The sequence below is a fragment of the Streptomyces jumonjinensis genome (assembly GCF_009600885.1).
Classification (GTDB): domain Bacteria; phylum Actinomycetota; class Actinomycetes; order Streptomycetales; family Streptomycetaceae; genus Streptomyces; species Streptomyces jumonjinensis.
The window spans coordinates 297,967-319,795 of the sequence record NZ_VCLA01000192.1 but is presented as its reverse complement, the minus strand read 5'-3'; the positions used below and the strand labels follow the sequence as shown (position 1 = coordinate 319,795).

The 21,829-nt window shown below is 72.3% G+C and carries 14 protein-coding genes; 7 read left to right on the top strand and 7 right to left on the bottom strand.

Going from position 1 to position 21,829, the window contains the following annotated elements:
• Positions 1 to 253: 253 nt before the first annotated feature.
• From FF041_RS32080 to FF041_RS32065, 4 genes are all read right to left on the bottom strand, one after another.
• Positions 254 to 1,636 (bottom strand): FAD-binding protein, encoded by a 1,383-nt coding sequence (locus FF041_RS32080; protein WP_323393302.1) that lies wholly within the window; start codon positions 1,634 to 1,636, stop codon positions 254 to 256.
• Positions 1,633 to 3,201 carry a class I SAM-dependent methyltransferase gene (locus FF041_RS32075; RefSeq protein WP_153525975.1) on the bottom strand — a complete coding sequence of 523 codons (1,569 nt, stop codon included), beginning with the start codon at positions 3,199 to 3,201 and terminating at the stop codon, positions 1,633 to 1,635. The genes FF041_RS32080 and FF041_RS32075 overlap by 4 nt, the downstream gene beginning before the upstream one ends.
• A gap of 475 nt (positions 3,202 to 3,676) precedes the next feature.
• Positions 3,677 to 4,009 carry a YciI family protein gene (locus FF041_RS32070; RefSeq protein WP_153480977.1) on the bottom strand — a complete coding sequence of 111 codons (333 nt, stop codon included), beginning with the start codon at positions 4,007 to 4,009 and terminating at the stop codon, positions 3,677 to 3,679.
• Positions 4,010 to 4,081: 72 nt separating this feature from the next.
• Complete coding sequence (locus FF041_RS32065) at positions 4,082 to 6,412, bottom strand: molybdopterin-dependent oxidoreductase (RefSeq protein WP_194292256.1); 2,331 nt, start codon at positions 6,410 to 6,412, stop codon at positions 4,082 to 4,084.
• Between the two features lie 229 nt (positions 6,413 to 6,641).
• On the opposite strand from FF041_RS32065, the gene FF041_RS32060 reads away from it, so the two are divergent.
• Together FF041_RS32060 and FF041_RS32055 are read left to right on the top strand one after the other, a co-directional pair.
• Positions 6,642 to 7,394 (top strand): SDR family NAD(P)-dependent oxidoreductase, encoded by a 753-nt coding sequence (locus FF041_RS32060; RefSeq protein WP_153525973.1) that lies wholly within the window; start codon positions 6,642 to 6,644, stop codon positions 7,392 to 7,394.
• Between the two features lie 396 nt (positions 7,395 to 7,790).
• Positions 7,791 to 8,540 (top strand): LLM class F420-dependent oxidoreductase, encoded by a 750-nt coding sequence (locus FF041_RS32055; RefSeq protein ID WP_323393300.1) that lies wholly within the window; start codon positions 7,791 to 7,793, stop codon positions 8,538 to 8,540.
• Between the two features lie 86 nt (positions 8,541 to 8,626).
• On the opposite strand, the gene FF041_RS32050 is transcribed toward FF041_RS32055, so the two are convergent.
• The 3 genes from FF041_RS32050 to FF041_RS32040 all read right to left on the bottom strand — a co-directional run bounded on the left by FF041_RS32050 (position 8,627) and on the right by FF041_RS32040 (position 12,609).
• Positions 8,627 to 10,141 (bottom strand): FAD-binding protein, encoded by a 1,515-nt coding sequence (locus FF041_RS32050; RefSeq protein ID WP_323393298.1) that lies wholly within the window; start codon positions 10,139 to 10,141, stop codon positions 8,627 to 8,629.
• A gap of 137 nt (positions 10,142 to 10,278) precedes the next feature.
• Complete coding sequence (locus FF041_RS32045; protein ID WP_153525972.1) at positions 10,279 to 11,025, bottom strand: DUF899 domain-containing protein; 747 nt, start codon at positions 11,023 to 11,025, stop codon at positions 10,279 to 10,281.
• A gap of 186 nt (positions 11,026 to 11,211) precedes the next feature.
• A complete protein-coding gene (locus tag FF041_RS32040; protein WP_323393296.1) occupies positions 11,212 to 12,609 on the bottom strand; it encodes an extracellular solute-binding protein in 1,398 nt (465 codons plus the stop codon).
• Positions 12,610 to 12,959: 350 nt separating this feature from the next.
• Here FF041_RS32040 and FF041_RS32035 point away from each other — a divergent pair, with 350 nt between their 5' ends.
• From FF041_RS32035 to FF041_RS32015, 5 genes are all read left to right on the top strand, one after another.
• Positions 12,960 to 14,201: an acyl-CoA dehydrogenase family protein gene (locus tag FF041_RS32035; RefSeq protein WP_153525970.1), complete on the top strand. Its 1,242-nt coding sequence runs from the start codon at positions 12,960 to 12,962 to the stop codon at positions 14,199 to 14,201.
• Positions 14,202 to 14,316: 115 nt separating this feature from the next.
• Positions 14,317 to 15,771: an FAD-dependent oxidoreductase gene (locus tag FF041_RS32030; RefSeq protein WP_407698216.1), complete on the top strand. Its 1,455-nt coding sequence runs from the start codon at positions 14,317 to 14,319 to the stop codon at positions 15,769 to 15,771.
• 31 nt (positions 15,772 to 15,802) lie between these two features.
• Positions 15,803 to 18,604 (top strand): AMP-binding protein, encoded by a 2,802-nt coding sequence (locus FF041_RS32025; RefSeq protein WP_153525968.1) that lies wholly within the window; start codon positions 15,803 to 15,805, stop codon positions 18,602 to 18,604.
• Positions 18,605 to 18,674: 70 nt separating this feature from the next.
• Positions 18,675 to 20,300 carry a tyrosine 2,3-aminomutase gene (cmdF, locus tag FF041_RS32020; RefSeq protein ID WP_398703469.1) on the top strand — a complete coding sequence of 542 codons (1,626 nt, stop codon included), beginning with the start codon at positions 18,675 to 18,677 and terminating at the stop codon, positions 20,298 to 20,300.
• A gap of 102 nt (positions 20,301 to 20,402) precedes the next feature.
• Positions 20,403 to 21,776 (top strand): condensation domain-containing protein, encoded by a 1,374-nt coding sequence (locus FF041_RS32015; protein ID WP_153525966.1) that lies wholly within the window; start codon positions 20,403 to 20,405, stop codon positions 21,774 to 21,776.
• Positions 21,777 to 21,829 lie beyond the last annotated feature (53 nt).

Genomic DNA, 21,829 nt, shown 5'->3' with positions numbered 1-21,829 from the left:
AACGGACAAGGTGATCGTCGTCGGCGCTGGCGTCTCCGGTCTCACGACCGGTGTGGCGAAAGGGCACTGAGGCGGCGTACCCGGATACGGGCGCGGGCGCGGGCACCCCCGGCGGAGCCCGGCGGAGCCCGGCGGAGCGCCCCCATGACGCCCCGCGGGCCCGGGGAGACCCGACCCCAGGCCCCGGACTCCGCCGGACCCTCCCCCTGGGCTTCGCCCGGGGGGACCCCCATCCGGGCGGACGACCCACCTCCTAGGCCAGCGCGCTCGACCCCCGGTCGATATCGCCCCGGAACATCCCCCGTGGATCGACCCGCAGACGTACCGCGTCCACGGCTCGTACCGCGTCCGCGTCCAGATGGCACTGAGGCTGGCCCGTCGTCGCGACGAAGGTGGGGGCGGTACGGCCGGTGTCCCACGGCGCGAGCGCCGCACGCACCTGCGCCGTGTGCTCGTCGATGGCCTTCTCCGTCGTCTCCCCGATGGGCACGCCCGAACCCGAATAGGCGTAACGGGCCTCCAGAGCGCTGAGCGCGCCCCCCGCCGGATCCGGTTCGGCCAGCGCCCCGCCCAGCTGGCGCAGCTCGCCCACCACCAGCGCCGTGCCGGGCCGGTCGACCGCGCGCAGAAACGCCGCGACGCCCTCCGTGCCGAGCTCGCCGAGGAGCAGATGGTCGCCGTGCACGGGCACCGGGTCCGGCGGGTCCAGATGCGTCGCGGGCACATCGGAGACGTCCGCGACCCGCCAGTCGTCCAGCAGCGGAGCGGCGGCGGCCCGCAGCGGGCCGAGCAGCTCGGCGGCCTGGCGCTCGGCGCGGGCCAGATCCCCCGCCGTCTCGGCCGTCACCACCCCGTCCAGACAGAGGACGGGCCCCTGGGTGAGGACGGACGGCAGCTCCGGCAGCTTCGGCAGATTCATCACCCGCATCGCCGTCGTCGCCTCCCGGGGCGCGTCCTCGGTCCACCGCCGCCACTGTTCGAGCAGCCCGGGGGCCTCGGCGACCGGCCAGAACGCCGCCCCGGTGACCACCTTCGCCACCGGGAACAGCGCGAACTCGACGGCCGTGACCACCCCGAATCCACCGCCGCCGCCCCGCAGCGCCCAGAACAGATCCGGATCGGACTCGGGGTCCGCCCGCCGCAGCTCCCCGTCGGCGGTGACCAGCTCGACGGCGCGCACCGTGTTGACGGCTAGCCCGGCGGAGCGGCCGTAGAAGCTCAGCCCGCCCCGCAGCAGATAGCCGACGACGCCCACCGTGGGGGAGGAGCCGTGGGCGGCGGCCAGCCCGTGGGGCGCGGCGGCCTCGACCACCGCCCCCCACAGGGTCCCGGCACTCACCCGGGCCACCCGCCGCCGGACGTCGACGGCGACCGGCTCCCGGATCCGGGTGCGGATCAGCAGCGCGCCGTCCATGGGGCGCGCGGTCGCCGAGCCGTGCCCGGTCGACTGCACCCGCACCGCCAGCCCCCGCTCGCCCGCCAGCCGGACCGCGGCCCGGACCTCGTCGGCGGTGCGGGCCGTCACGGTGGCCGCCGGGCTCACCGGCGCGTGCAGATTGAAGACCTGCCGCGCCTCGTCGTACGCCGCCTCGCCCGGCAGGTCGAAGCCGGCGTACCGCTCGTCCGGTGCGGTCACGCTCCGCCGCCCGTCCGTTCGGCGGTGACGAAGACGAAGCTTCCCGGCCCCGACAGCTCACGTACCGTCATCCCCGCGTCGGAGAGCCACCGCTTGAGCTCGGCCAGCTCGAACAGCAGCATGCCCGCCGGCCTGCTGGGGAAGTGGTGGCCGCCCTGGAAGTAGCGGTCGATCGGGTCGTCCGCCCACAGGAAGGTCATCATGGTGAAGGTGCCGCCGGGCCGCAGGACGCGCCCGATCTCGGCGATGGCCGTGTCCGCCTGCTCGGGGAAGGCCTGGAGCGCGTTCCAGCAGTTCACCGCGCCCAAAGTGCCGTCCTGGTAGGGCAGGTCGAGGGCGCTGGCCATGACGGCGGGCACCTCGGGCAGCCGGGCGCGCAGCGCGGTCAGCATCGGCGCGCCCATGTCCTGGGCGACGAGCCGGTCCGGTCCCACGGTCCGCGCGACCACCTCCGTCCACCGTCCGGCGCCGGCCGCCAGATCGAGCACCGGCCCGTCCACCGGGGCGATGTGCTCGGCCAGATAGGCGTCCTCATCGCCGGGCAGGACTTCGTTGCCCCAGTTCAGACCCGCTATCCGCAGAAAGGCGGGGCGCAGCACGGACTCGTAGTACAGGCCCATGCTGGGCATTTCCGACAGCTTCTGGAGCAGATCGGCGGTGACGTCCTCCGGGTCGTCCGCCGCGTTGTCCCGGATGCCCGCGGAGAGGTCGAGCAGCCCGCGTGCGCCCGGGTACGTCGTCGCGCAGGGGGCGCAGCGGGCGCCGCCGGGCCCGAATCCGAGGTCGCCGTGGCAGGACGGGCAGCGCAGCGCCCCCTCGTACCGGGCGAAGGCCGTGCCGTCGAGCTCCGGGGCCTCCACCGGCTCCGCGGGGGGCGCGGGCACCGGGTAGGAGGTCTCCTCGGGGACGCCGTTGCGCACCGCCCAGTAGGCGCGCATGCCCGTGTACGCCAGCACGGTGCGGGTGTCGTTGTCCCAGTTGACCTGGGTCTGCTCGGCGGTGAGCTTGCTGATCCACTCCTGGTCGAAGCTCCGCTCGTCGTCGTCGAGCCGCCACACCATGGGGGAGGGCCACACCCGGCCGAGGTCGGGGCGGTCCGGGTCGAGACGCTGCAGGCAGCGGTCCAGGCGTGAGCGGTCGTGCGGGTCGAGCCCGAGCGGCTCGGCGGCGGCCAGTACGCGTTCGCGGTCGCCGGGGAAGTGGGAGAGGAGGTAGAGCAGCGCGAGGCTGAGCGGGTCCTGGCCGGTGCGGCCGTGCAGCAGCTCCAGATAGCGGTCGAGTCCGCTCCGTACCGCGGCGGTCAGGGGGCCGCCTTCCGCGGCGGGGAACTCGCTCTGCACGAGCAGTCCGAGGACGATGGCGAGATATCCCTTGCGGGCGTCGTCGACCTCGTCGAGGCGCGCCACGAGAGCGGGCACCGCGGACAGCGCGTCCGCGGTGGGGCCGTCCGCGCTCCACACGGAGGCGGTCAGCCGCCCGAACGCCTCGGGCAGTTGCGCGGGCGTCGCCTGTGCGAAGGAGCCGAGCAGCTCGGCGACGGACGAGCGGGCGGTCGTCACAGTCATGTGCGCAGCCTTTCAGGAGGGCGGAGGGGGCGGAGGTGCCGGAGGCGGCGAAGCGGCCTGTGCGACCACACCGGGCGTACGGGCGCCCTCCCGGGCGGGAGTGAAGTCCCGGACGGGCCTCACCTGGTGACCGTCCCTGATCAGTTGGTTGCCGCGACCAGCTTGTTCCGGACCGCTCACGGCTGCATCTCGCGACTTGCGGTGTTCCCGGCGCTCCCGTAGTTCCCGGAGTTCCCGGACAAAGGGGCACGACGGGGCCCGACGGGAGCGCCGGGCGCCCCATCCGGCCCGGGAACGCGCGAAGGGAGCGGGGCAGACCGTATACGGCCTGCCCCGCTCCCTTCAGCGGTTGAAACAGACTCAGGCAGTCCGTTTCATCTCCCCTCGGGTGTGTCCTGTCCCCACAGGCACTCGGGAGGAAGCTGCGCCACCCCGGCCCCGGCGTCCGCCGCCAAAGCCGTGATGCCGTGTCAGATCACTCGGCCGGCGGCTCGAAGAGCGGACGCACCTCCACACCCGCGCCCGGGGCGTGCTTGGCGATCTCGATCGCGTGGTCGCGGTCACGGGCCTCCAGCACCATGAAGCCCGTCACGACCTCCTTGCCGTCGCCCCACGGACCGTCGACGGCGACACCGTCACGGATGGTGACGGCCTCGGTGCTGGAGAGCAGAGCATGACCGTCGACGATCGTGCCACCCAGCTCCCCCAGCTTGGCGCCGAACTTCTCGTGGCCCTCAAGCTCCTCGGGAGTGAGTTCCAGCGGGTTGGCAGGCGCGGGAACATAGAGCAGAACCGCGAACTTGGCCATGGGAGTCTCCTTCAGTCTGTTTCCTGTCGCACACCGGCGACGACGGGCCGGGCCGCGCACAGCGACGGCGCCCTATCGGACGCCGGCCCCGCGCGCGCGGACCGCTGGGGGACGCCCTGCGGGTGAACCCGGCGTCGAAGCGGTGTCCACACCGACAACCGTGGCACGCCGGTCACCGGATTGTCTTCTTCCATCGTGCTCTTGCTCCGGCGGGGCGTCGGCGGACGGCGGGGGATCGGCGGGCGCGAGGGTGACGGGAACGCCGTTGAACACGGCGTTTCCGGAGATGGCGTCGGTGACCGTCTCATCGGTGAGAGCGTTGGCGTTGACCCCCGGATGCCGCGCCGCGACCCCCTGCGCCGAGCCGGCGTGCCCCCATCCGTGGGGCAGGCTGACCACCCCCGGCATGATCGTCTCGGTGGGCTCCAGGGGGACGACGAGCTCACCGGCCGCCGAGCGGACCGTGGCCCACGCGTCCAGGCCGTGCCGGGCCACGTCGTCGGGGTGGATCTGAAGGGTGCAGACATTGCTGCCGCCGACGAGGGCGGAGACATTGTGCAGCCAGCTGTTGTTGGAGCGCAGCTGGCGGCGGCCGATCAGCAGGGTCGGGGCGGAGGGCGCGGCGAGGCGTGCGGTGAGCCGCTCCACCTCCGGCGTCAGATCCGGGTGGGCGAGCCGCACCCGCCCCGACTCGGTGCTCATCACCTCCGCCAGCCGGGGCATGAGCGGCCCGAGGTCCAGCCCGTTGGGGTGCTCGCGCAGCCGGTCGAGGGAGAGCCCGTACGGGCCGAGCTTCAGCATGGCGTCCAGGATCAGCTCGGGCCCGCTCTCCCCGCTGAGCTGGGATCTGAGCGTCTCCACATCCCCGCCTTCGGCGGGCGAGCCCGGGATCTGCACCCCGGCGGAGAGCAGCTGACCGAGGATCATCTCGTCCAGCTGCGCGGGATCGGCGTCCGCGCTCTGCCCGGCGGCGATCAGCGAGAGCCTGGCCATGATGTGCCCCTCGGAGAGCTGCCCGGGCTCCAGCGGCAGGGCCTGCGGCGAGAACCGGGTGTAGTTGCGCACCGTGACCGTCAGCAGCAGGAAATCGTAGTGCGCCATCTGGAGCATCCGGGGCGGCGGCAGGATCACATCGGCGAGCCGGGTGGTCTCGTTGAGATACGGATCGACGCAGACCATGAAGTCCAGATCCGCCAGCGCCCGCCCCAGCCGGGGGCCGTTGGGGGCGGAGACCACCGGGTTCCCCGCGACCGTCACCAGCGCTCTGACCTGCCCCTCGCCCGGGGTCTCGATCTCGTCGGCGAGGGTGGCCAGCGGCAGTTCGCCCAGCGCCTCGGGCAGCCCCCGCACCCGGCTCCGCCAGCGCCCCATGGTGAAGGGACGGGGCCCCCAGGGGACCTCCATCGTGGCGGGCTTGGGGAACATGACGCCGCCGGGCCGGTCGACGTTGCCGGTGAGGACGTTGAGGGCCTCGACGAGCCACTGCGTCAGGGTGCCGAAGTCGGCGGTGCAGGTGCCCATACGGGTGTACACGGCGGCGGCGGGCGCTGCCGCCAGCTCACGGGTCAGCTGGACGATCCGCTCGGCCGGCACCCCGCAGACCGGCGCCACCGCCTCGGGGGTGAACGGCTCCGCGTACGCCCGCAGTTCCGCCAGGCCCTCGACCGGGACCCGGGGGGCGGTGAGATCCTCGGCGAACAGGGTGCGCACCATGGCCATCAGCAGGGCGGCGTCGGTGCCGGGCCGGATGAACAGATGGTCGTCGGCGACATCGGCGGTGCGGGTACGGCGCGGATCGACCACGACGATCCGCCCGCCGCGGCGGCGCAGCGCCCGCAGCCGTCCGGGGAAGTCCGGCGCGGCGCAGAGCGATCCGTGCGACACCATCGGGTTGGCGCCCAGGATCAGCAGAAAGTCGGTGCGGTCCAGATCGGGTACGGAGATGGCGGTGCCGCTGCCGTACATCAGCCCGCCCGCGACATGCTTGGGTATCTGGTCGATGGAGCTGGCGCTGAAGAGATTGGTCGTGCCGAGCGACTGGGCGAGCGGCCCCCGGTAGAGGATGCCGGACATGGTGTGGAAGGTGGGATTGCCGAAGTAGGCGGCGAGCGCCTGGCGGCCGTGCCGCTCGACGACCCCGTGCAGCCCCCGCTCCACGGCCGTGAACGCCTCGTCCCAGGAGACCTCGCGCCACCGCTCCCCGGTGCGGATCATCGGTACGGTCAGCCGGTCGGGGTCCTCGTCGATCCGGCCGAGGCTCGCGCCCTTGGGGCAGATATAGCCCTTGGACAGGGGGTCGTCCTGATCGCCCCGGACGCTTTCGACCCGGCCGTCGTCGCCGAGGGTGATCTTCAGCCCGCAGACGGAGTCGCAGATGGGGCAGGTGCGGTGCACGGTGCGCAACGGGGCTCCCGGGGTCGTCGGGGTGAAGTCCGCAGCGCCGTCGCCGGCGGACCGTACCAGGCCGTTCGACGTTCGCAGCGGAGGTACGGCGTCCGCATCTTCGTGATTGCGCGGTGTGCGGTGGTTTCCACCCTCGACGAGGCCCTGGCGAGGCACGTGTGGGGTACGGGCGGACATCACCGCACTCCGTGAGATGCGCCGCGCGCGCGACGGGACCGACCCTGACCGCATGACTGACTTCCAGGGCAAGAACGTACTGATCACCGGCGGCGGCAGCGGCATCGGTCTGTCGACCGCGCGACGGCTGCTGGACGACGGCGCCCAGGTCGCGCTCGTCGGCCGCGGAGCCGACCGGCTCGCCGCCGCGGCGAAGGAGCTGGACGCGGGCGAGCGGGTGCTGACCGTCTCCGCCGACGTCTCCCGCACCGCCGACCTCGACACGGTGGCCGCCCGGGTGAAGGAGCGCTTCGGCGTTCTGCACGGAGTGTTCGCCAACGCGGGCATCTCGCTCAACGCCCGTACGGGGGACGTCACCGAGGAAGACTTCGACGCGGTAGTCGGCACCAACTTCAAGGGCGTCTTCTTCACCGTGCAGAAGGCGCTGCCGCTGCTCGCGGACGGCGCGTCCATCGTGCTGAACGCCTCCTGGCTGGTGCACCGGGGCATGGGCCCCGGTTCGGTGTACGCGGCGACCAAGGCCGCCGTCCTCAATCTGCCCCGCTCCCTCGCCCCCGATCTGGCGGGCCGCGGCATCAGGGTCAACGCGATCACCCCGGGCCACATCAGGACCGAGATGTTCGACACGGTCGCCCCCGTCGACGAGGTACGGGAGTTCTTCCGCGGACAGGTCGCGCTCGGCCGTCTCGGCGCCCCCGGGGACGTCGCCGACGCCGTCGCCTTCCTGCTCTCCGCCCGGTCCTCCTACATCACCGGACAGGAGCTCGTCGTCGACGGCGGCCTGGTCGGCTCCGTCCCCGGCTGACGGGCGGCGAACGGCCGTACCGTACGGGCGTACGTACGGCATGACGGCGGTGTACGGGCGGTCCGACCACACGGTCAGCCGGGCAGCCGGGTGAGCCGGGCGGCCGAATGCGCTCGGCCCCCCCGGCCCCCGGCCCCAGCACGCTGGGAGAAAGCCGCAGCCCGCGCCCGTCCTACGCTTCCGGCAGGACGACCGGCCCCTGCGCCCGCGAGGCGTGCCCCACCCGCGAACCCCACCTCACCGAAGACCTGTTGGGAGATCTGTCATGAAGATTGGCCTGTGCATCGGGGACTTCGACTGGGAGGGCGGAGCGCCCCGCATGGGGGACTCGCTCGCACGGCTCGCGCGCTCCGCCGACGACGCCGGATTCGACGTCATCAGCGTCCCCGACCATGTGTGGCAGGGCCCCCTCATGGGCGGGCCCGAGCTGCGCAGCCGGAGTGCTTCACCACCCTCGGCGTCCTGGCCGCCCACACCCGGCGCTGCCGGCTCATGCCCCTGGTCGCGGGCGTCCACTTCCGCGCGCCCGGCCTGCTCGCCAAGTCCGTGACCACCCTCGACGTACTCTCCGGCGGCCGGGCCGCGCTCGGCATCGGAGCGGGCTGGTACGAGGAGGAGGCGCGCGGCCTCGGCATCCCGTTCCCCCCGCTGGGGGAGCGCTTCGGCATGCTGGAGGAAGCCGTCCAGATCTGTCTGCGGATGTGGGACGGCGAACGCGGCGACGAACGGCCCTTCGAGGGGGAGCACTACCAGCTGGAGCGGCCCCTGAACCTGCCGCAGAACCTCTCCCGGCCCCACCCCCCGATCATGATCGGCGGCGGCGGGGAGAAGCGGACCCTGCGCCTGGTCGCCCGCTACGCCGACGCCTGCAACCTCTACCCGGGACCGGACCTCGCCCATAAGCTCGATGTGCTGCGCGGCCACTGCGAGACCGAGGGCCGCGACTACGACGCCATCGAGAAGACCTGCGTCATGCACTTCGACGCGGGCGAGAACGGCGCGAAGGCGGGCGAGCTGACCGAGGAGATCCTCGCGCTCGGCGCCTTCGGCGTGACCACCGTGATCGGCATCGTCACGGGCTCCCGGCCGCACGCCCAGGTCGACATCGTCGGCGAGAAGATCATCCCCGCGGTGGCCGACGCCTAGACCGTTCCGTCGAAGCCTCCCGCGGACCGGCGCCCCGGCCCCCCACCAGGTGGGGGGCCGGGGCGCCGCTCTGCGAGGAGAGAGGATCAGCCGGGCAGCTCGATGGAGAGCCCGTGGCGGAACTCGTTCCGCGGGTCGTAACGCTCCTTGATCCGCTGGAGCCGCGGGTAGTTGTCCTTGTAGTAGAGCGTGTGCCAGGGCACCCCCGAGGTGTTCCAGACCGGATCGGCCAGATCGGCGTCGGCGTAGTTCACATACGATCCGTCGCTGCCCCCGCCGGGCGCCGGCACCCCGCCGGTCTCCGCGTACACCTCGCGGTACATCTCCCGCAGCGCCGTCATGTTCGGCCCGTCCTGCTCCTCCGCGGACCACACCGAGAGATAGGCGGCCTTGATGACCGAGTCCCGCTGCGCGGTCGCCGTCGCCTCCGGCGCGACCGTGTTCACCTGTCCGCCGTAGCCGATCAGGATCAGCTGCGCCGCCTCGGAGCCCTCGGCGCTCAGATGGCGGTGGACCGCGCCGATCTGACGGTCGGAGTACCCCTGGCGCAGATACGCGGCCTTGATCTTGATCCGGCGGGTGTCCGGGCCGCCGGGGTCGCCCCACCCCGGATACGAGGAGAAGTACAGCCAGGGCTTCACCTGCTGGGTCCGGAACATCGGCTCCACCCCCACCCGGGCGGAGACCTCGTCGAAGAACGCGTCCATCAGCTTCGCCGCGTCGGGGAGGCTGTCGTCGATCATCGAGCCCACGGTCACCCCGAAGCCCGAGCGGTGCGAGGCGTGCAGAAAGCCGTGGACCTTCTCATAGGGGGAGCCGGGGGCGCTGTTCCGCTCGAACCAGGCGCCGAAGTCGCCCAGCAGCGCGGCGAACGCGTCCTCGCTCAGACCGTCCCAGGACCAGACGGCCATCCCGCTGCGCCACTGGGCGGGAGCCCGCGGCAGCTGCCGCTGCGGCTCCAGCTCCTCCGTTCCGGGCGTACGCATCCAGAACCGGGTCACCACCCCGAAGTTGCCGCCGCCGCCTCCGGTGTTCGCCCACCACAGATCGTGGTGCGGATCCTCCGGATCGCGGGAGGCCACGATGGTGCGCGCCGTGCCGTCGCGGTCGACGACCACGACCTCCACGGCTTCCATGTAGTCCACGACCAGGCCCAGGCTGCGCGACAGATTGCCGAAGCCGCCGCCGGTGAAGTGACCGCCCACGCCCACCTCGGGGCACTCCCCGGCGGGCACGGTCACTCCCCAGCCCTTGAACAGCACCCGGTAGACATGGCCGAGGGTCGCGCCCGCCTCGATCACAAAGGCCCGCCGGACCGGGTCATAGCCGACCCGGTCCATCTCGGAGAGGTCGAGCAGCACTTCGACGCCGGAGGTGGTGAAGTCCTCGAAGCCGTGCCCGCCGCTGCGGACGGAGACCCGCTTGCCGGCCGCGACCGCCTCGCCCACCGCCGCCCGCACCTGCTCGGTCGTCGACACCACCCGGACATAGTCCGGCCGGCCGGTGAACCGGTGGTTCATGCCGCGCACCATGCTGGTGTAGCGGGGGTCGTCGGCGGCTATCGTGGCCGGTCCGAGAGCCGCGATGTCGTTCTGGGACACGTCGGTCGTCCTCTCTTCACATGACGGGTCTTCACATGACGAAGTGGCCGATCCCGGCGGGGACTCCCGGGACCCCGGGGGCTCCCGGCGGGCTCTCAGCAGACCCTCGGCAGCCCCCGGCGAATCCCCGGCGAATCTCAGAAGAAGTGGCCGAACGGATAGGTCGTCCAGCCCTCGGGAGTCTCCTCCCAGTCCTCCTGCCGGCCGAGCGGCGTCAGATCCAGGAAGTTGTAGTACGGCACGATGTGGTCGAGACCGCGCGCATAGGCCCCGTACGTCTGGTAGACATCGTCCCCGTCGCGCAGGAAGACCAGATTCCCCGGCAGATCGAGCTCGGAGAAGGTCTCCCCGAAACCACGCCGGGTCAGGTCCTCACGGTCCCGGTAGTTGTACTCCGTCGCGCCCCGCTCGTCGTCCACCGTGAGCTGGTAGTCGTACGGGAAGTCATTGCCGCCCGTGGAGTACCAGGGGAACGACCAGCCCTTCTCCGCCTTGTACCGCTCGATGCTCGCCAGCGAGGTGCGGGAGATCACCGCCAGGGAGACATCGCGCCGGTGCAGCTGGCTGAGCATGGACGGCGTGAAGTTGATGTCGGAGGTGGCCGTGCAGACCGGGCACCCCGTGTCGAGCGCGTCGACCCACATGAAGCTGTGGACATAGAGCTGACGGCGTCCCTCGAAGAGATCGAGCAGGGACTCCTTGCCGTCCGGCCCTTCGAAGAGATACTCCTTCTCCACCTTCACCATGGGCATCCGGCGGCGTTCCGCGTTGACCGCGTCCCTGAGCCGGGTGGCCTCCCGTTCCCGGGCGAGCAGTGCCTTACGAGCGGCGAGCCACTCCTCCCGTGACACCACGGGTGGGAGAGCGTTCGAGGTGTCGTTCATAAGGAATCCCTGTCGTCGGGGGGCCGGTGGAGAGTTGGGATCGAGCCATCCGCGAGGACTGTCCCGCGATGCATCCTCGGTCCCGATTCCACCGGCCCGCATCTTCTGGAATGCGGTTCTTCACACGGCAGCCCAGGTCGGCGGCCGTGCAAACGGACCGGCCTCATGGCCGGAAAGCGCTGTGCGTCAGATGCGTACCGCGAGAGTCTCCGGCGTCAGCGGCCCCGTCCCCAGCGCCCAGGCGTTGTACTCGTCCAGGATCCGCTGCGCCTCGGCCTCCGCCCGGGCGAACCGTTCCCCCGCCGGAGCGCCCTGGGTCAGGACGTCCTCCATCGCCGCCATCATCTCCATCTGGATGCCGTGCAGCCCCCCGGCGAGCGCGCCGTGCGCGGACGGCGGACCGCCGCGCAGCGCCAGCTGCTCCACGGGGACCCGGTGGTGCGGATGCTCGTCGAACCAGCCCTCTTCCTCCAGCAGCGCGACCGACGCCCCGGTCACCGGCGCGGAGCCGCTGGCCTTGTGCCGCCGGGCGATGTTGAGCGGGCTGCTCAGATACTGCATGAAGGCCAGCGCGCCGTCCCGGGTCGCCTCGTCCAGGCCGTCCGCCAGCCAGAGCGAGTCCCCGCCGATCCAGTTGCCGGCCCAGGGCACGGTGTCGTTGTGCGGCAGCGGGCCCACCTCCAGGCCGAACCCGGCATCCTGCGCCGCACGCACCATGTAGTTGGCGTCGAAGGACGAGCTGAACCGCAGCGCCACCCGCTGCCCGGCCAGCGCCCCGAACGTGCCCGCCCAGTCCTCCATGACGCCGGTGTGCAGATAGTGGCCCTCCTGGTGCAGCCGCTGCCACCACCGCACATAGGCCAGCAGCTCCGGCGAGGTCAGATCGACGCGCAGGGAACGGCCCGCGTGCCCGTTCGACGCGTCGGTGAGCAGCCCGCCCTGCTGGGCGAGCGCATGCTGCATGAACTTTCCGTCGACCGGCCAGGCGATGCCGTGCGCCGGCCCGTCCGGGAGCCCGGCGACCGCCTTGCACGCCAGCTCCACCTCGTCCCAGCTGCGCGGGGTGCGCGGCACGCCCGCCCGCTCCAGCAGCGTGGTGTTGGCGTACAGCAGCATCGTGGACAGCGTCATCGGCATCGAGGCGAGATCGCCGTCGTAGGTGTAGTACTCCCGCACCCCCGCCAGCACATCGTCGATCACGACCGGCTCGCCGAGGATCTCGGACCGGCCGCCGATCGCCTTCTCGACCGAGACGAACAGCGGCGCCCCGTCCGCGGTGCGGGTGTCGCGGGCCAGCTGGGAGGCGCCCGAGTAGTACGAGGCGATCGCCGGGGCGGAGCCGCTCGCCGCCGCCCGTACGACCTTCGCGGGAAGCTTCTCGTACGAGAAGCCCCGGATGACGATCCGGTACCGCGGATGGGTCCGCTCGAACTCGGCGGCGCGCTCGCGCACCGCGTCGAGGAAGCCGGGGAAGGGGAACTCGGAGAGCCATGCCTCGATGACCGTGACACCGGGCCGCGCGGGTTCGATCCGCGGCAGATCACTCACCCCGGCGGTGACGGCGGTGACAGCGGTGTCCGGCACTGCCGGCGACGACGCGGCTGCGCGGCAGCATGGGCGCATGGGTCCTCCACTTCGGGGACGGAACGGGGCCTGAACCGGAAACCGGCCTGAACCGGAAACAGCGTCGCGCGCCCCTACGGCATCGCTGTTCCCGTCCATCCTTGACGCTCCGCGGGCCGGGTCACATCTCGGCGATTGCTCTCTTTCCCGAGGCCATGGGGGGTGGCACCGCAATTCAGGAGATGCGTGCTCAACCGGGCCGCTGTGACTCTGCCTGCATGGCGTGACCCGGCACGACAGACGCACCCATGGGACCGGATGCCGCGGCCCCGGCGGTGGTGCCCCGCCCGAGGAAAAGGATCCGCGCAGCGATGACAGTGACCGCGAATGTCCCCGGCCATGACATGTCCCTTCCCCCCGAGCCCGGACTCACCCCGGACGACATCCTCGCCCGGGCCGAGGCCATCGCCCCCACCCTGACCGCCCGTCAGGCCGAGACCGAGCAGCGCACCTTCTACGCCCCCGACACCCATGAGGCGTTCCGGGCGGCGGGCTTCTACCGGATCCTGGTCCCGCGCAGATACGGGGGCTATGAATTCGGCGTCGGCACGTTCATGCGCGTGGTGATGGCGCTCAGCAGAGGCTGCCCCTCCACGGGCTGGATGTACTGCCTGGGCGCCGCCCACGCGCACGCGGTGGCGACGCTCTTCGACGAACGCGTCCAGCGCGAGGTGTTCGCCGACGGAGACTTCATCTGCCCCGCGACCGTCGCGCCCAGCGGCACCGCCGAACGCGCCGACGACGGACAGTGGGTGCTCAACGGCGTCTGGAACTACTGCTCGGGATCGCCGTACGCCACCCACTTCGTCGGCCACACCCTGATCCCCGGCGGCCCCGGCGCCGACCCGCGGCCCATGATGTTCATCGCCCCGAGCAGCGAGTTCCGGCGGCTGGACGACTGGGGGCGGCAGCTCGGCCTCCGCGGCAGCGGCTCGCACAGCATCGCCATCGAGAACGGCCGCATCCCCGGCCACTGGACCCTGCCCATGCATATGAGCGAGGTCGACGTCCTGAACGGGACCCCCGGTCTCGCCCTGCACGGCAACCCGATGTACGGGGGCGGCCCGCTCAGCTTCATGGTCCTGGAGGACGCCGCGCTGGCCATCGGCATGGCACAGGGCGCGCTCGACGCCTACGAGGAGCTGCTCCGCACCAAGCGGACCATGTTCCCCCCGATCGCCGTCCGCAGCGAGGACCCCGACTTCCAGTTCTGGTACGGCGAGGCCGCCGGCCTCATCGCGTCCGCCGAAGCCGCCTTCCTGAACGCGATCCGGCAGTGGGACGAGGCCGCCGCGGCGGGGCCCGGACAGTTCACCCCCGAAAGGGAACTCCGGATCATCACCATCTGCCGTGAAGCGGTGAAGCAGAGCTGGCGTGCCGTCGAAAGCCATCTCTTCCCCACCGCCGGCTCCAGCGCAGTGAAAGAAGGCGAACGCATGGAAAGGGTCTGGCGGGACCTCTCCATGCAGCACAGCCACGCCGGAATCGCCGTTTTTCTCTCGGCCATCGCCAACCGTGAGTACACCAAATCCAGATTTCCCGTTGTTCAGTGAACCGACGAGCATTTCAGAAGACGTGCCGGACGTGTATTCGATGGCACTCTCGAAACACTCGGCTCCGGCCGTTTTGGACGGCGGCTCCGCAGAACTCCGGTCATCCGTATTCCTAATACCCGAGGAGGTACCCGTGACGGGCGACAGCACTGGGACGCGCGCGGTGGTACTCGGCGGAAGCATCGCCGGCCTTTTCGCCGCGAGGGTGCTCGCCGACGCCTACGACGAAGTGCTCATCGTGGACCGCGATGCGCTCGTCGGGGTGGACGGACCGCGCCGCAGCGCCCCTCAGGGACGCCACATCAACGGCCTGCTGGCCCGCGGCCAGCAGATCATGGAAGAGCTGTACCCAGGCATCACCGAAGAGCTGTTCGCGGACGGCGTGCCCACCGGCGACCTCGCCGGCAACGTCCGCTGGTACTTCAACGGCAAGCAGCTCAAGCAGCAGAGCGCCGGACTGGTCTGCGTCGCCGCCAGCCGCCCCATGCTGGAGCGCCACATCCGTGAGCGCACCGAGGCGCTGCCCAACGTCGTCTTCATCGAGGAGCACGACATCCTCGGCCTGGAGACCACACCGGACCGCAGCCGGATCACGGGCGCCCGGGTCCAGCGCACCGGCGGCGGCGAGGAGGAGGTCATCGAAGCCGACCTCGTCGTCGACGCCACGGGCCGCGGCTCCCGCACCCCGATCTGGCTGGAGGAGCTGGGCTACGGCCGGGTCGAGGAGGAGCGCAAGAAGATCGGCCTCGGCTATGTCACCCAGCACTACCGGATGCTCGCCGACCCGTACCACGGCGACCTGTCCATCAACCCGGCCGCCTCGCCCCAGGTCCCCCGGGGCGCCATCTTCACCAAGACCGACGGCGACCGCGTCGAGCTGACCACCTACGGCCTCCTCGGCGACCACCCGCCCACCGACCAGCAGGGCCTGTACGACTGGCTCAAGACGCTGGCCGTCCCGGACATCGCCGACGCGCTCCAGCATGCCGAACCCCTCGACGAGCCGGTCGCGTTCCGCTTCCCGACGACGCTGCGCCGCCGCTACGAGAAGCTGACCCGCTTCCCGGACGGCCTCCTGGTCACCGGCGACGCGATCACCTGCTTCAACCCGATCTACGCCCAGGGCATGACGGTCTCCGCGCTCTGCGCCCTGACCATCCGCGACCATCTGCACACCGGAGCCTCCCCCCAGCCGCTCCAGTACTTCCGCGACCTCGCCCACGACGTCATCGACCCGCCGTGGGAGATGACCAACATGGTCGACCTCTCCTTCTCCGGAGTGAAGGGCGACCGCACCGCGCAGGTCCGCATGGGACAGATCTATCTGAAGCTCGTGCAGAAGGCCGCCGTCGTCGACGGCGAGGTCACCGCCGCCTATATGAAGGCCGCGGGACTCGTGGAGCGCCCCGACTCCCTGATGAAGCCCGCGCTCGTGCTGCGGGTGCTGTGGAACACGGCGCGCGGGGTGGCCGGCGCCCTCACCGGCGGCGGATCCGGGCAGAAGCGCCCGGCCCCCGTGCCCCGCCCGGCGCAGAGCGACCGGTCCCGCAAGGACCTCATCGCGAGCTGATCCGCGCGGCCCGACGACGAAGGGAAGAGGCGTGATCGAGGCAACGGCGGACGCCGGGGAACGCACCGCCCCCTGGGCGTACGGCACGATCCGACCCCTTCCCGACGCCGCCCCGGGCCTCCCGGCGCACCCGGTGTGCCGGGTCTACACGGTCCGCGGCGAGCTCGACGCACAGGCACTGCGCACCGCGTGGCGGGCGGTGGTCCAGCGGCACGAAGCGCTGCGGACCGCCCCCGCCGCCGGGCCGGACACCGGCCCCCCGATCCCCGCCGCCCGGCTCGGCATCGTCCGCCTCGGCGCCGGCGAACACCAGGTCACGCTCCGGCTGCACCAGGCCGTCACCGACGAGCGGTCCATGGCCGTGCTGACCCGCGAGCTCTCCGCGTACTACGCGGCGGTCGCCCACGCCCGCCCGCTGCCCGCCGAACTGACCGCGCCCGCCCGCCCCTACCCGGACCTCACGGCCCGGCTGCGGGGAGAGCCCACCTCCCCGGCCCACCGGGAGCTGCTCGACTGGTGGACGGCGCATCTGACCCCGCTCCCCGAGCCGCTCGCCCTGCCGGCCGCCCCGCCGCGCTCCGCCGTCGCGCCCGACCGGGGCGGCGTCGTGCGCTTCGACTGGGGCCGCGACACCGCGGCCCGGCTGGCCGCGCTCTGCCGGGCCGAGCGCACCACCCCGTACATCGTCCTGCTCGCGGCCTACCAGACGCTGCTCTGCCGCCTCGGCCGCACCACCGCGGCGACCGTGGGCGTCCCCGCGACCCTGCGCCCCGCCGGGGAAGGGTACGCCGACGCCGTCGGCCCGTTCCGCAACCATCTGGTGCTCCGCGCCGACCTCACCGGCCGGCCCTCCTTCCGCGACCTCCTCCGCCGCGTCGCCCGCCGGGTACGGGACGCCTTCGACCACCGCGAACTGCCCTTCGCGCAGCTCGTCGAAGCCCTCGGAGCCGACCCGCGCCACCGGCCGTACGGCACCCCGCTCTGCGACGCCCTGTTCGTCTTCGAGGACGCGCCGGAGAGCGAACTGCGGCTGCCCCGGCTGACCGTCACCCGCAGGCCGCCCCGCGAGAGCACGGTCCGGGCCGCCCTCACGCTGACCGTACGCCGCGAGGACGCCTCCGTCGGAGGATCCCTGGAGTACCGCGCCGCGCTCTTCGACCGGGCGTCCGCCCTCGCCGTCGCCGACAAACTCCGCACCCTGCTGACCGCGGCGCTCGACGACCCCGGGGCGCCCGTGGACAGCCTCCCCCTCACCCGCCGCAGCCGCGCCGCCGCCCTCGCCCCCGTCCACGAACAGGTGCGCGCCCTCGCCGTCGCGGTGCCCGACGCGGTCGCCGTCGACACCGGCGGATCCCGTGTCACCTACGCCGGACTCCAGTCCCGGGCGGTGGCGATCGCCCGCGAACTCCGGGCGACCGGCGCCGGCGCGGGCTCGGGCGTCGCCCTGCGGATGAGCGGCGGCCCGGACCGGGCCGCGGCCCTCCTCGGCGTCTTCGCCGCGGGCGCGTACGCGATCTGCCTTGGCACGGGCACGGCGGGCGACCGCGACCGCGACGCCCTGGCCGCCGCCGCGCCCGTCTGTCTGATCGTGGACCCCGGCCAGTCGGACGACGCCCTGGCGAGCTGGTACCGGGACGCGCTCGGCGGCCGGGTCGTCGACCCCGGCGCACTGCCCGTACCGGCGTGCGGAGCCGCCCGGAGCGCGTCGCTCGCCGAAGCGGGCGGCCGGTGGGCGTATCTCACCCACACCTCCGGCTCCACCGGCGTCCCCAAGGGCATACCGCAGACGCACCGCACCCTCGCCCAGTTCACCGACTGGTTCACCGAGGAATTCCGCATCGGCCCCGGCTCCCGCGTCGCCGGATGGGCCTCCCCGGGCTATGACGCCAGCCTCGTCGAGACCTTCGCGGCGCTGGCCGCCGGCGCCACCCTGTGCCCGGTGCCCGACCGGATCAGGGCCCACCCCGAGAAGCTGGCCGCCTGGCTGGCCGCCGAGCGCATCACCCACTTCCAGACCGTCCCCAGCTTCGCCCGCACGCTGCTGGGCGCGATCACCGCCGACGGGCCGCGCCCCGCCGCGCTCGACTGCCTCCTGCTGGCGGGCGAGCCGCTGCCCGGAGAGCTCGCGAACGGACTCCGCGCGGCGCTGCCCGGCGTACGGCTCATCAACCTCTACGGCGCGACCGAGACGATCCTGGCGACCTGGCACGAGATCACCGGCCCCGAAGCGGGGACCGTGCCGGCCGGCCGGGCCATCCCCGGGCGGCGGATCCTGGTCCTGGACGAGAACGACCGCCCCTGCCCGCCCGGGACCACCGGCAGCATCGTCGTCCGCAGCCCCTACATCACCCCCGGCTACGCCGGCGGCGGAGCACCCCACGACGACGCCTTCCGCCCGGTGACCGTCCTGGCGGCCGGGACCCCGGCCCCCGACGACCGCTTCTACCGCTCCGGCGACCTCGGCCGCCGCCGCCCCGACGGCGTACTCGAATTCGCCGGACGGGGCGACGCACGCATCAAGTTCTACGGCGTACGCATGGAACTGACCGACATCGAAGCGGCCCTGACCGCGCACCCGTCGGTCGCCGACTGCGCCGTGACCGCGCACACCGGCGACGACGGCCTGGTCTCCCGCCTCGTCGCCCATGTGGTCCCCGGGCCCACCCCCGAAGGAGAGCCCGACGGGGCGCCGGCCGTATGGCGGGCCGTGCTGCGCCGCCGGTTCGGCACCTCGATCCCCGTCGCCTTCAGGACGCTGACCGCGCTGCCGCGCAACGCGGGCGGCAAGATCGACCGCCGCTCGCTGGCGGCCCCGCAGCAGGTCCCGGGCTGACCGGAGCCCCCTGCTCCGCCTGAATTCCCTGCCACAGCAGTGCTACCGAACCCATGATGAGGTGAGAATCGTGACCATTGTCGAGGCCGAGATCTCGGTCGACTCCGATGGGGCCACCGTCCGGTTCGACGGAGAGAATCTGGACATCCCCGCGGTACGGCGGGTCGCCGAGGACAGCGCACCCGTCACCGTGGCCCCGGAGGCGCTGGCCAAAGCGGCGGACAGCCGCCGCCTCTTCGAGGACATCGTCCGCTCGGGTGAGCCCGTCTACGGCGTCACCACCGGCTACGGCGAAATGATCTACATGCTGGTGCCCACCTCCAAGGAGGTGGAACTCCAGACCAACCTGGTCCGCAGCCACAGCGCGGGCGTCGGACCGCTCTTCGCCGAGGACGAGGCGCGCGCCGTGGTCGCGGCCCGCCTCAACGCCCTGGCCCGCGGCTACTCCGCGGTCCGACCAGAGCTCCTGGAGCGCCTCGCGCTCTACCTCAACCTGGGCATCGTCCCGGCCATCCCGGAGATCGGCTCCCTCGGCGCCAGCGGCGACCTCGCCCCCCTGGCCCATGTCGCGACCACGCTCATCGGCGAGGGATACGTCCTGCGCGACGGCGTACGCACCGAGACCGGCACGGTCCTGCGCGAACACGGCATCGAACCCCTCCAGCTGAGGTTCAAGGAGGGCCTCGCACTCATCAACGGCACCTCCGCGATGACCGGAGTCGGCTCCCTCGTCGTCGGCCGCGCCTTCGAGCAGGTACGCCAGGCCGAGATCGTCACCGCGCTCGTCCTCGAAGCCCTCCAGGGCTCCACCAGCCCCTTCCAGGCCGAGGGCCACGACCTGGCCCGCCCGCACCAGGGCCAGATGGACACCGCCGCCAATATGCGCGCCCTGCTCAGCGGCAGCGGCCTCGCCCTGGACCACTCCGAACTGCGCCGCCAGGCACAGGAGCAGAAGACCGGCGAAGGAGTCGACCGCACCGAGGTCTACCTCCAGAAGGCGTACACCCTGCGCGCCATCCCCCAGGTCGTCGGCGCCGTCCGCGACACCCTGTACCACGCGCGCCAGAAGCTGGAGATCGAGCTCAACTCCTCCAACGACAACCCCCTGTTCTTCGAGGGCAAGGAGATCTTCCACGGAGCGAACTTCCACGGCCAGCCCATCGCGTTCGCCATGGACTACGTCACCATCGCCCTGACCCAGCTCGGAGTCTTCTCCGAGCGCCGCACCAACCGGCTCCTCAACCGCCACCTCAGCGACGGACTGCCCGAGTTCCTGGTCCAGGGCGACCCCGGCCTCAACAGCGGCTTCGCCGGAGCGCAGTACCCGGCGACCGCGCTCGTCGCCGAGAACCGGACCATCGGCCCGGCCAGCATCCAGAGCGTGCCCTCCAACGGCGACAACCAGGACGTCGTCAGCATGGGCCTGATCGCCGCCCGCAACGCCCGCCGGGTCCTCTCCAACAACACCAGGATCCTCGCGGTCGAGACCCTGGCCGCCGCCCAGGCGGTCGACCTCTCCGGGCGCTACAGCCGGCTCAGCCCCGCCGGCAAGGCGGCGTACGACCAGATCCGCTCCCTGGTCCCGACCCTGGACCGCGACCGCTTCATGTCCGACGACATCGAGCTCATCGCCGCCGCGCTCTCCCGCGGCGAACTCCTCCAGGCCGCCGCGAGCAGCGGGACCGAACTGCTCTGACGACACACCCCAGCGAAACCCACCGCACAGCAGGCCGGAGCCGCTCCGGCCTGCTGTGCGCCCTGCCATCGCACCGCCGCACACCACCCATGGGGGGACGCCATGACCATCCCGCTCTCGTTCAACCAGGAATTCCTGTGCATGTTCGACCAAGGCGACGAGGAGGGCCCCTTCGGCCCCCGGTACAACATCGTCGGCGGCTGGCGGCTGTACGGGAAGACCGACGCCGACGCGCTGCGCCGGGCCCTGGACGACGTGGTCGTACGCCATGAAGGGCTGCGCACCTCCATCGTCCGCGACGCCGACACCCCCCACCAGGAGATCCTCGCCCCCGGCCCCGTCGACCTGGAGATCCGCGAACTGCCCGCCGAGCCGGCCGACCGCGACCGGCGTGCCGAGGAACTGCTCATCGACGTCGAAGGCGGCCGTTACGGCGTCACCGACCCGCCGCTGCTCTGCGCCGTGCTCGGCCGCTTCGACGACCAGGACGCGGTCCTGGTCCTGGTCGTGCACCACACCGCGGCCGACGAAGTCTCCATGCAGCTGATCATCCGCGACCTCGCCGCCCTGTACGCGGGCCACACCGGGCACCAGCCCCCGCCGCTGCCCGAGGTCACCCAGTTCCAGGACTTCGCCCGCTGGGAGCGGGAGCGCTTCGCCCCCGACTCGGCGCCCGCCGCCAAGGCCCGCGCCTACTGGCGCGAACAGCTGGCCGGCGGCGCCATCACCGGCGTCCCCACCGACCACCTCAAGTCCGCCGGGATCGAGAAGACGACCGCCGTCCACCGCTTCCAGATCGGCGCGGAGCTCACCGCCGCCACCGTGGCCCTCGCCCGGTCCACCCGCAGCACCGCCTTCATGGTGCTGCTCGCCGCCTACCAGGTGTTCCTCAGCGAACGGACCGGCGTCACCGATGTCGCCGTCCCCACCATGGCGTCGGGGCGCGGCCCCCGCCGGTTCGAGAACACCGTGGGGGCGTTCTTCAACTTCGTGCCGCTGCGGACCGACACCGCCGGCTGCGCCACCTTCCGGCAGATGGTCGAGCGGACCCGGACGACCTGCTTCCGGGCGTACGCCCATGAGCTGCCCTTCGGACAGGTCGTCGCCGAGGCCCCCGAGGTCGCGGCGCCCTTCGCCGCGGACGACCTCGGCGTCTTCGCCTTCCAGGTGTTCCAGTTCCCGCCCGTGGAACGCGAGCCGGCCGGCGACCTCGCCTACTCGGAGATACGCCGGCGGGTGCTGTCCCAGGCCGTGAGCACCGACATCCCCGACGGCGCGATGCTCCAGCTCGCCGTCGACGCCGCCGCCGGCGAGATGGTGGGACATCTGGGCTACAACACCAACATCTACCGCGAGGACACCATGGCCGAGATGGCCGCCGCCTTCGCCGACTCGCTGCGGACCACGGTCGCGGCGCCGGACGCCCCGCTGCGGACCACGGTCGCGGCGCCGGACCCCTCGCTGCGGCGCGGCTGAACACCACGGGGGCCGCCTCGGGGACCGCTCCCCGAGACGGCCCCCCGGCGGTT

What these genes read in the sequence shown, in the direction of transcription:
- FF041_RS32075 (WP_153525975.1), bottom strand. Translation starts at nt 3,201, where the DNA reads ATGACTGTGACGACCGCCCGCTCGTCCGTCGCCGAGCTGCTCGGCTCC.
- FF041_RS32015 (WP_153525966.1), top strand. Translation starts at nt 20,403, where the DNA reads ATGACCATCCCGCTCTCGTTCAACCAGGAATTCCTGTGCATGTTCGAC.
- FF041_RS32060 (WP_153525973.1), top strand. Translation starts at nt 6,642, where the DNA reads ATGACTGACTTCCAGGGCAAGAACGTACTGATCACCGGCGGCGGCAGC.
- FF041_RS32045 (WP_153525972.1), bottom strand. Translation starts at nt 11,025, where the DNA reads ATGAACGACACCTCGAACGCTCTCCCACCCGTGGTGTCACGGGAGGAG.
- FF041_RS32070 (WP_153480977.1), bottom strand. Translation starts at nt 4,009, where the DNA reads ATGGCCAAGTTCGCGGTTCTGCTCTATGTTCCCGCGCCTGCCAACCCG.
- FF041_RS32035 (WP_153525970.1), top strand. Translation starts at nt 12,960, where the DNA reads ATGACAGTGACCGCGAATGTCCCCGGCCATGACATGTCCCTTCCCCCC.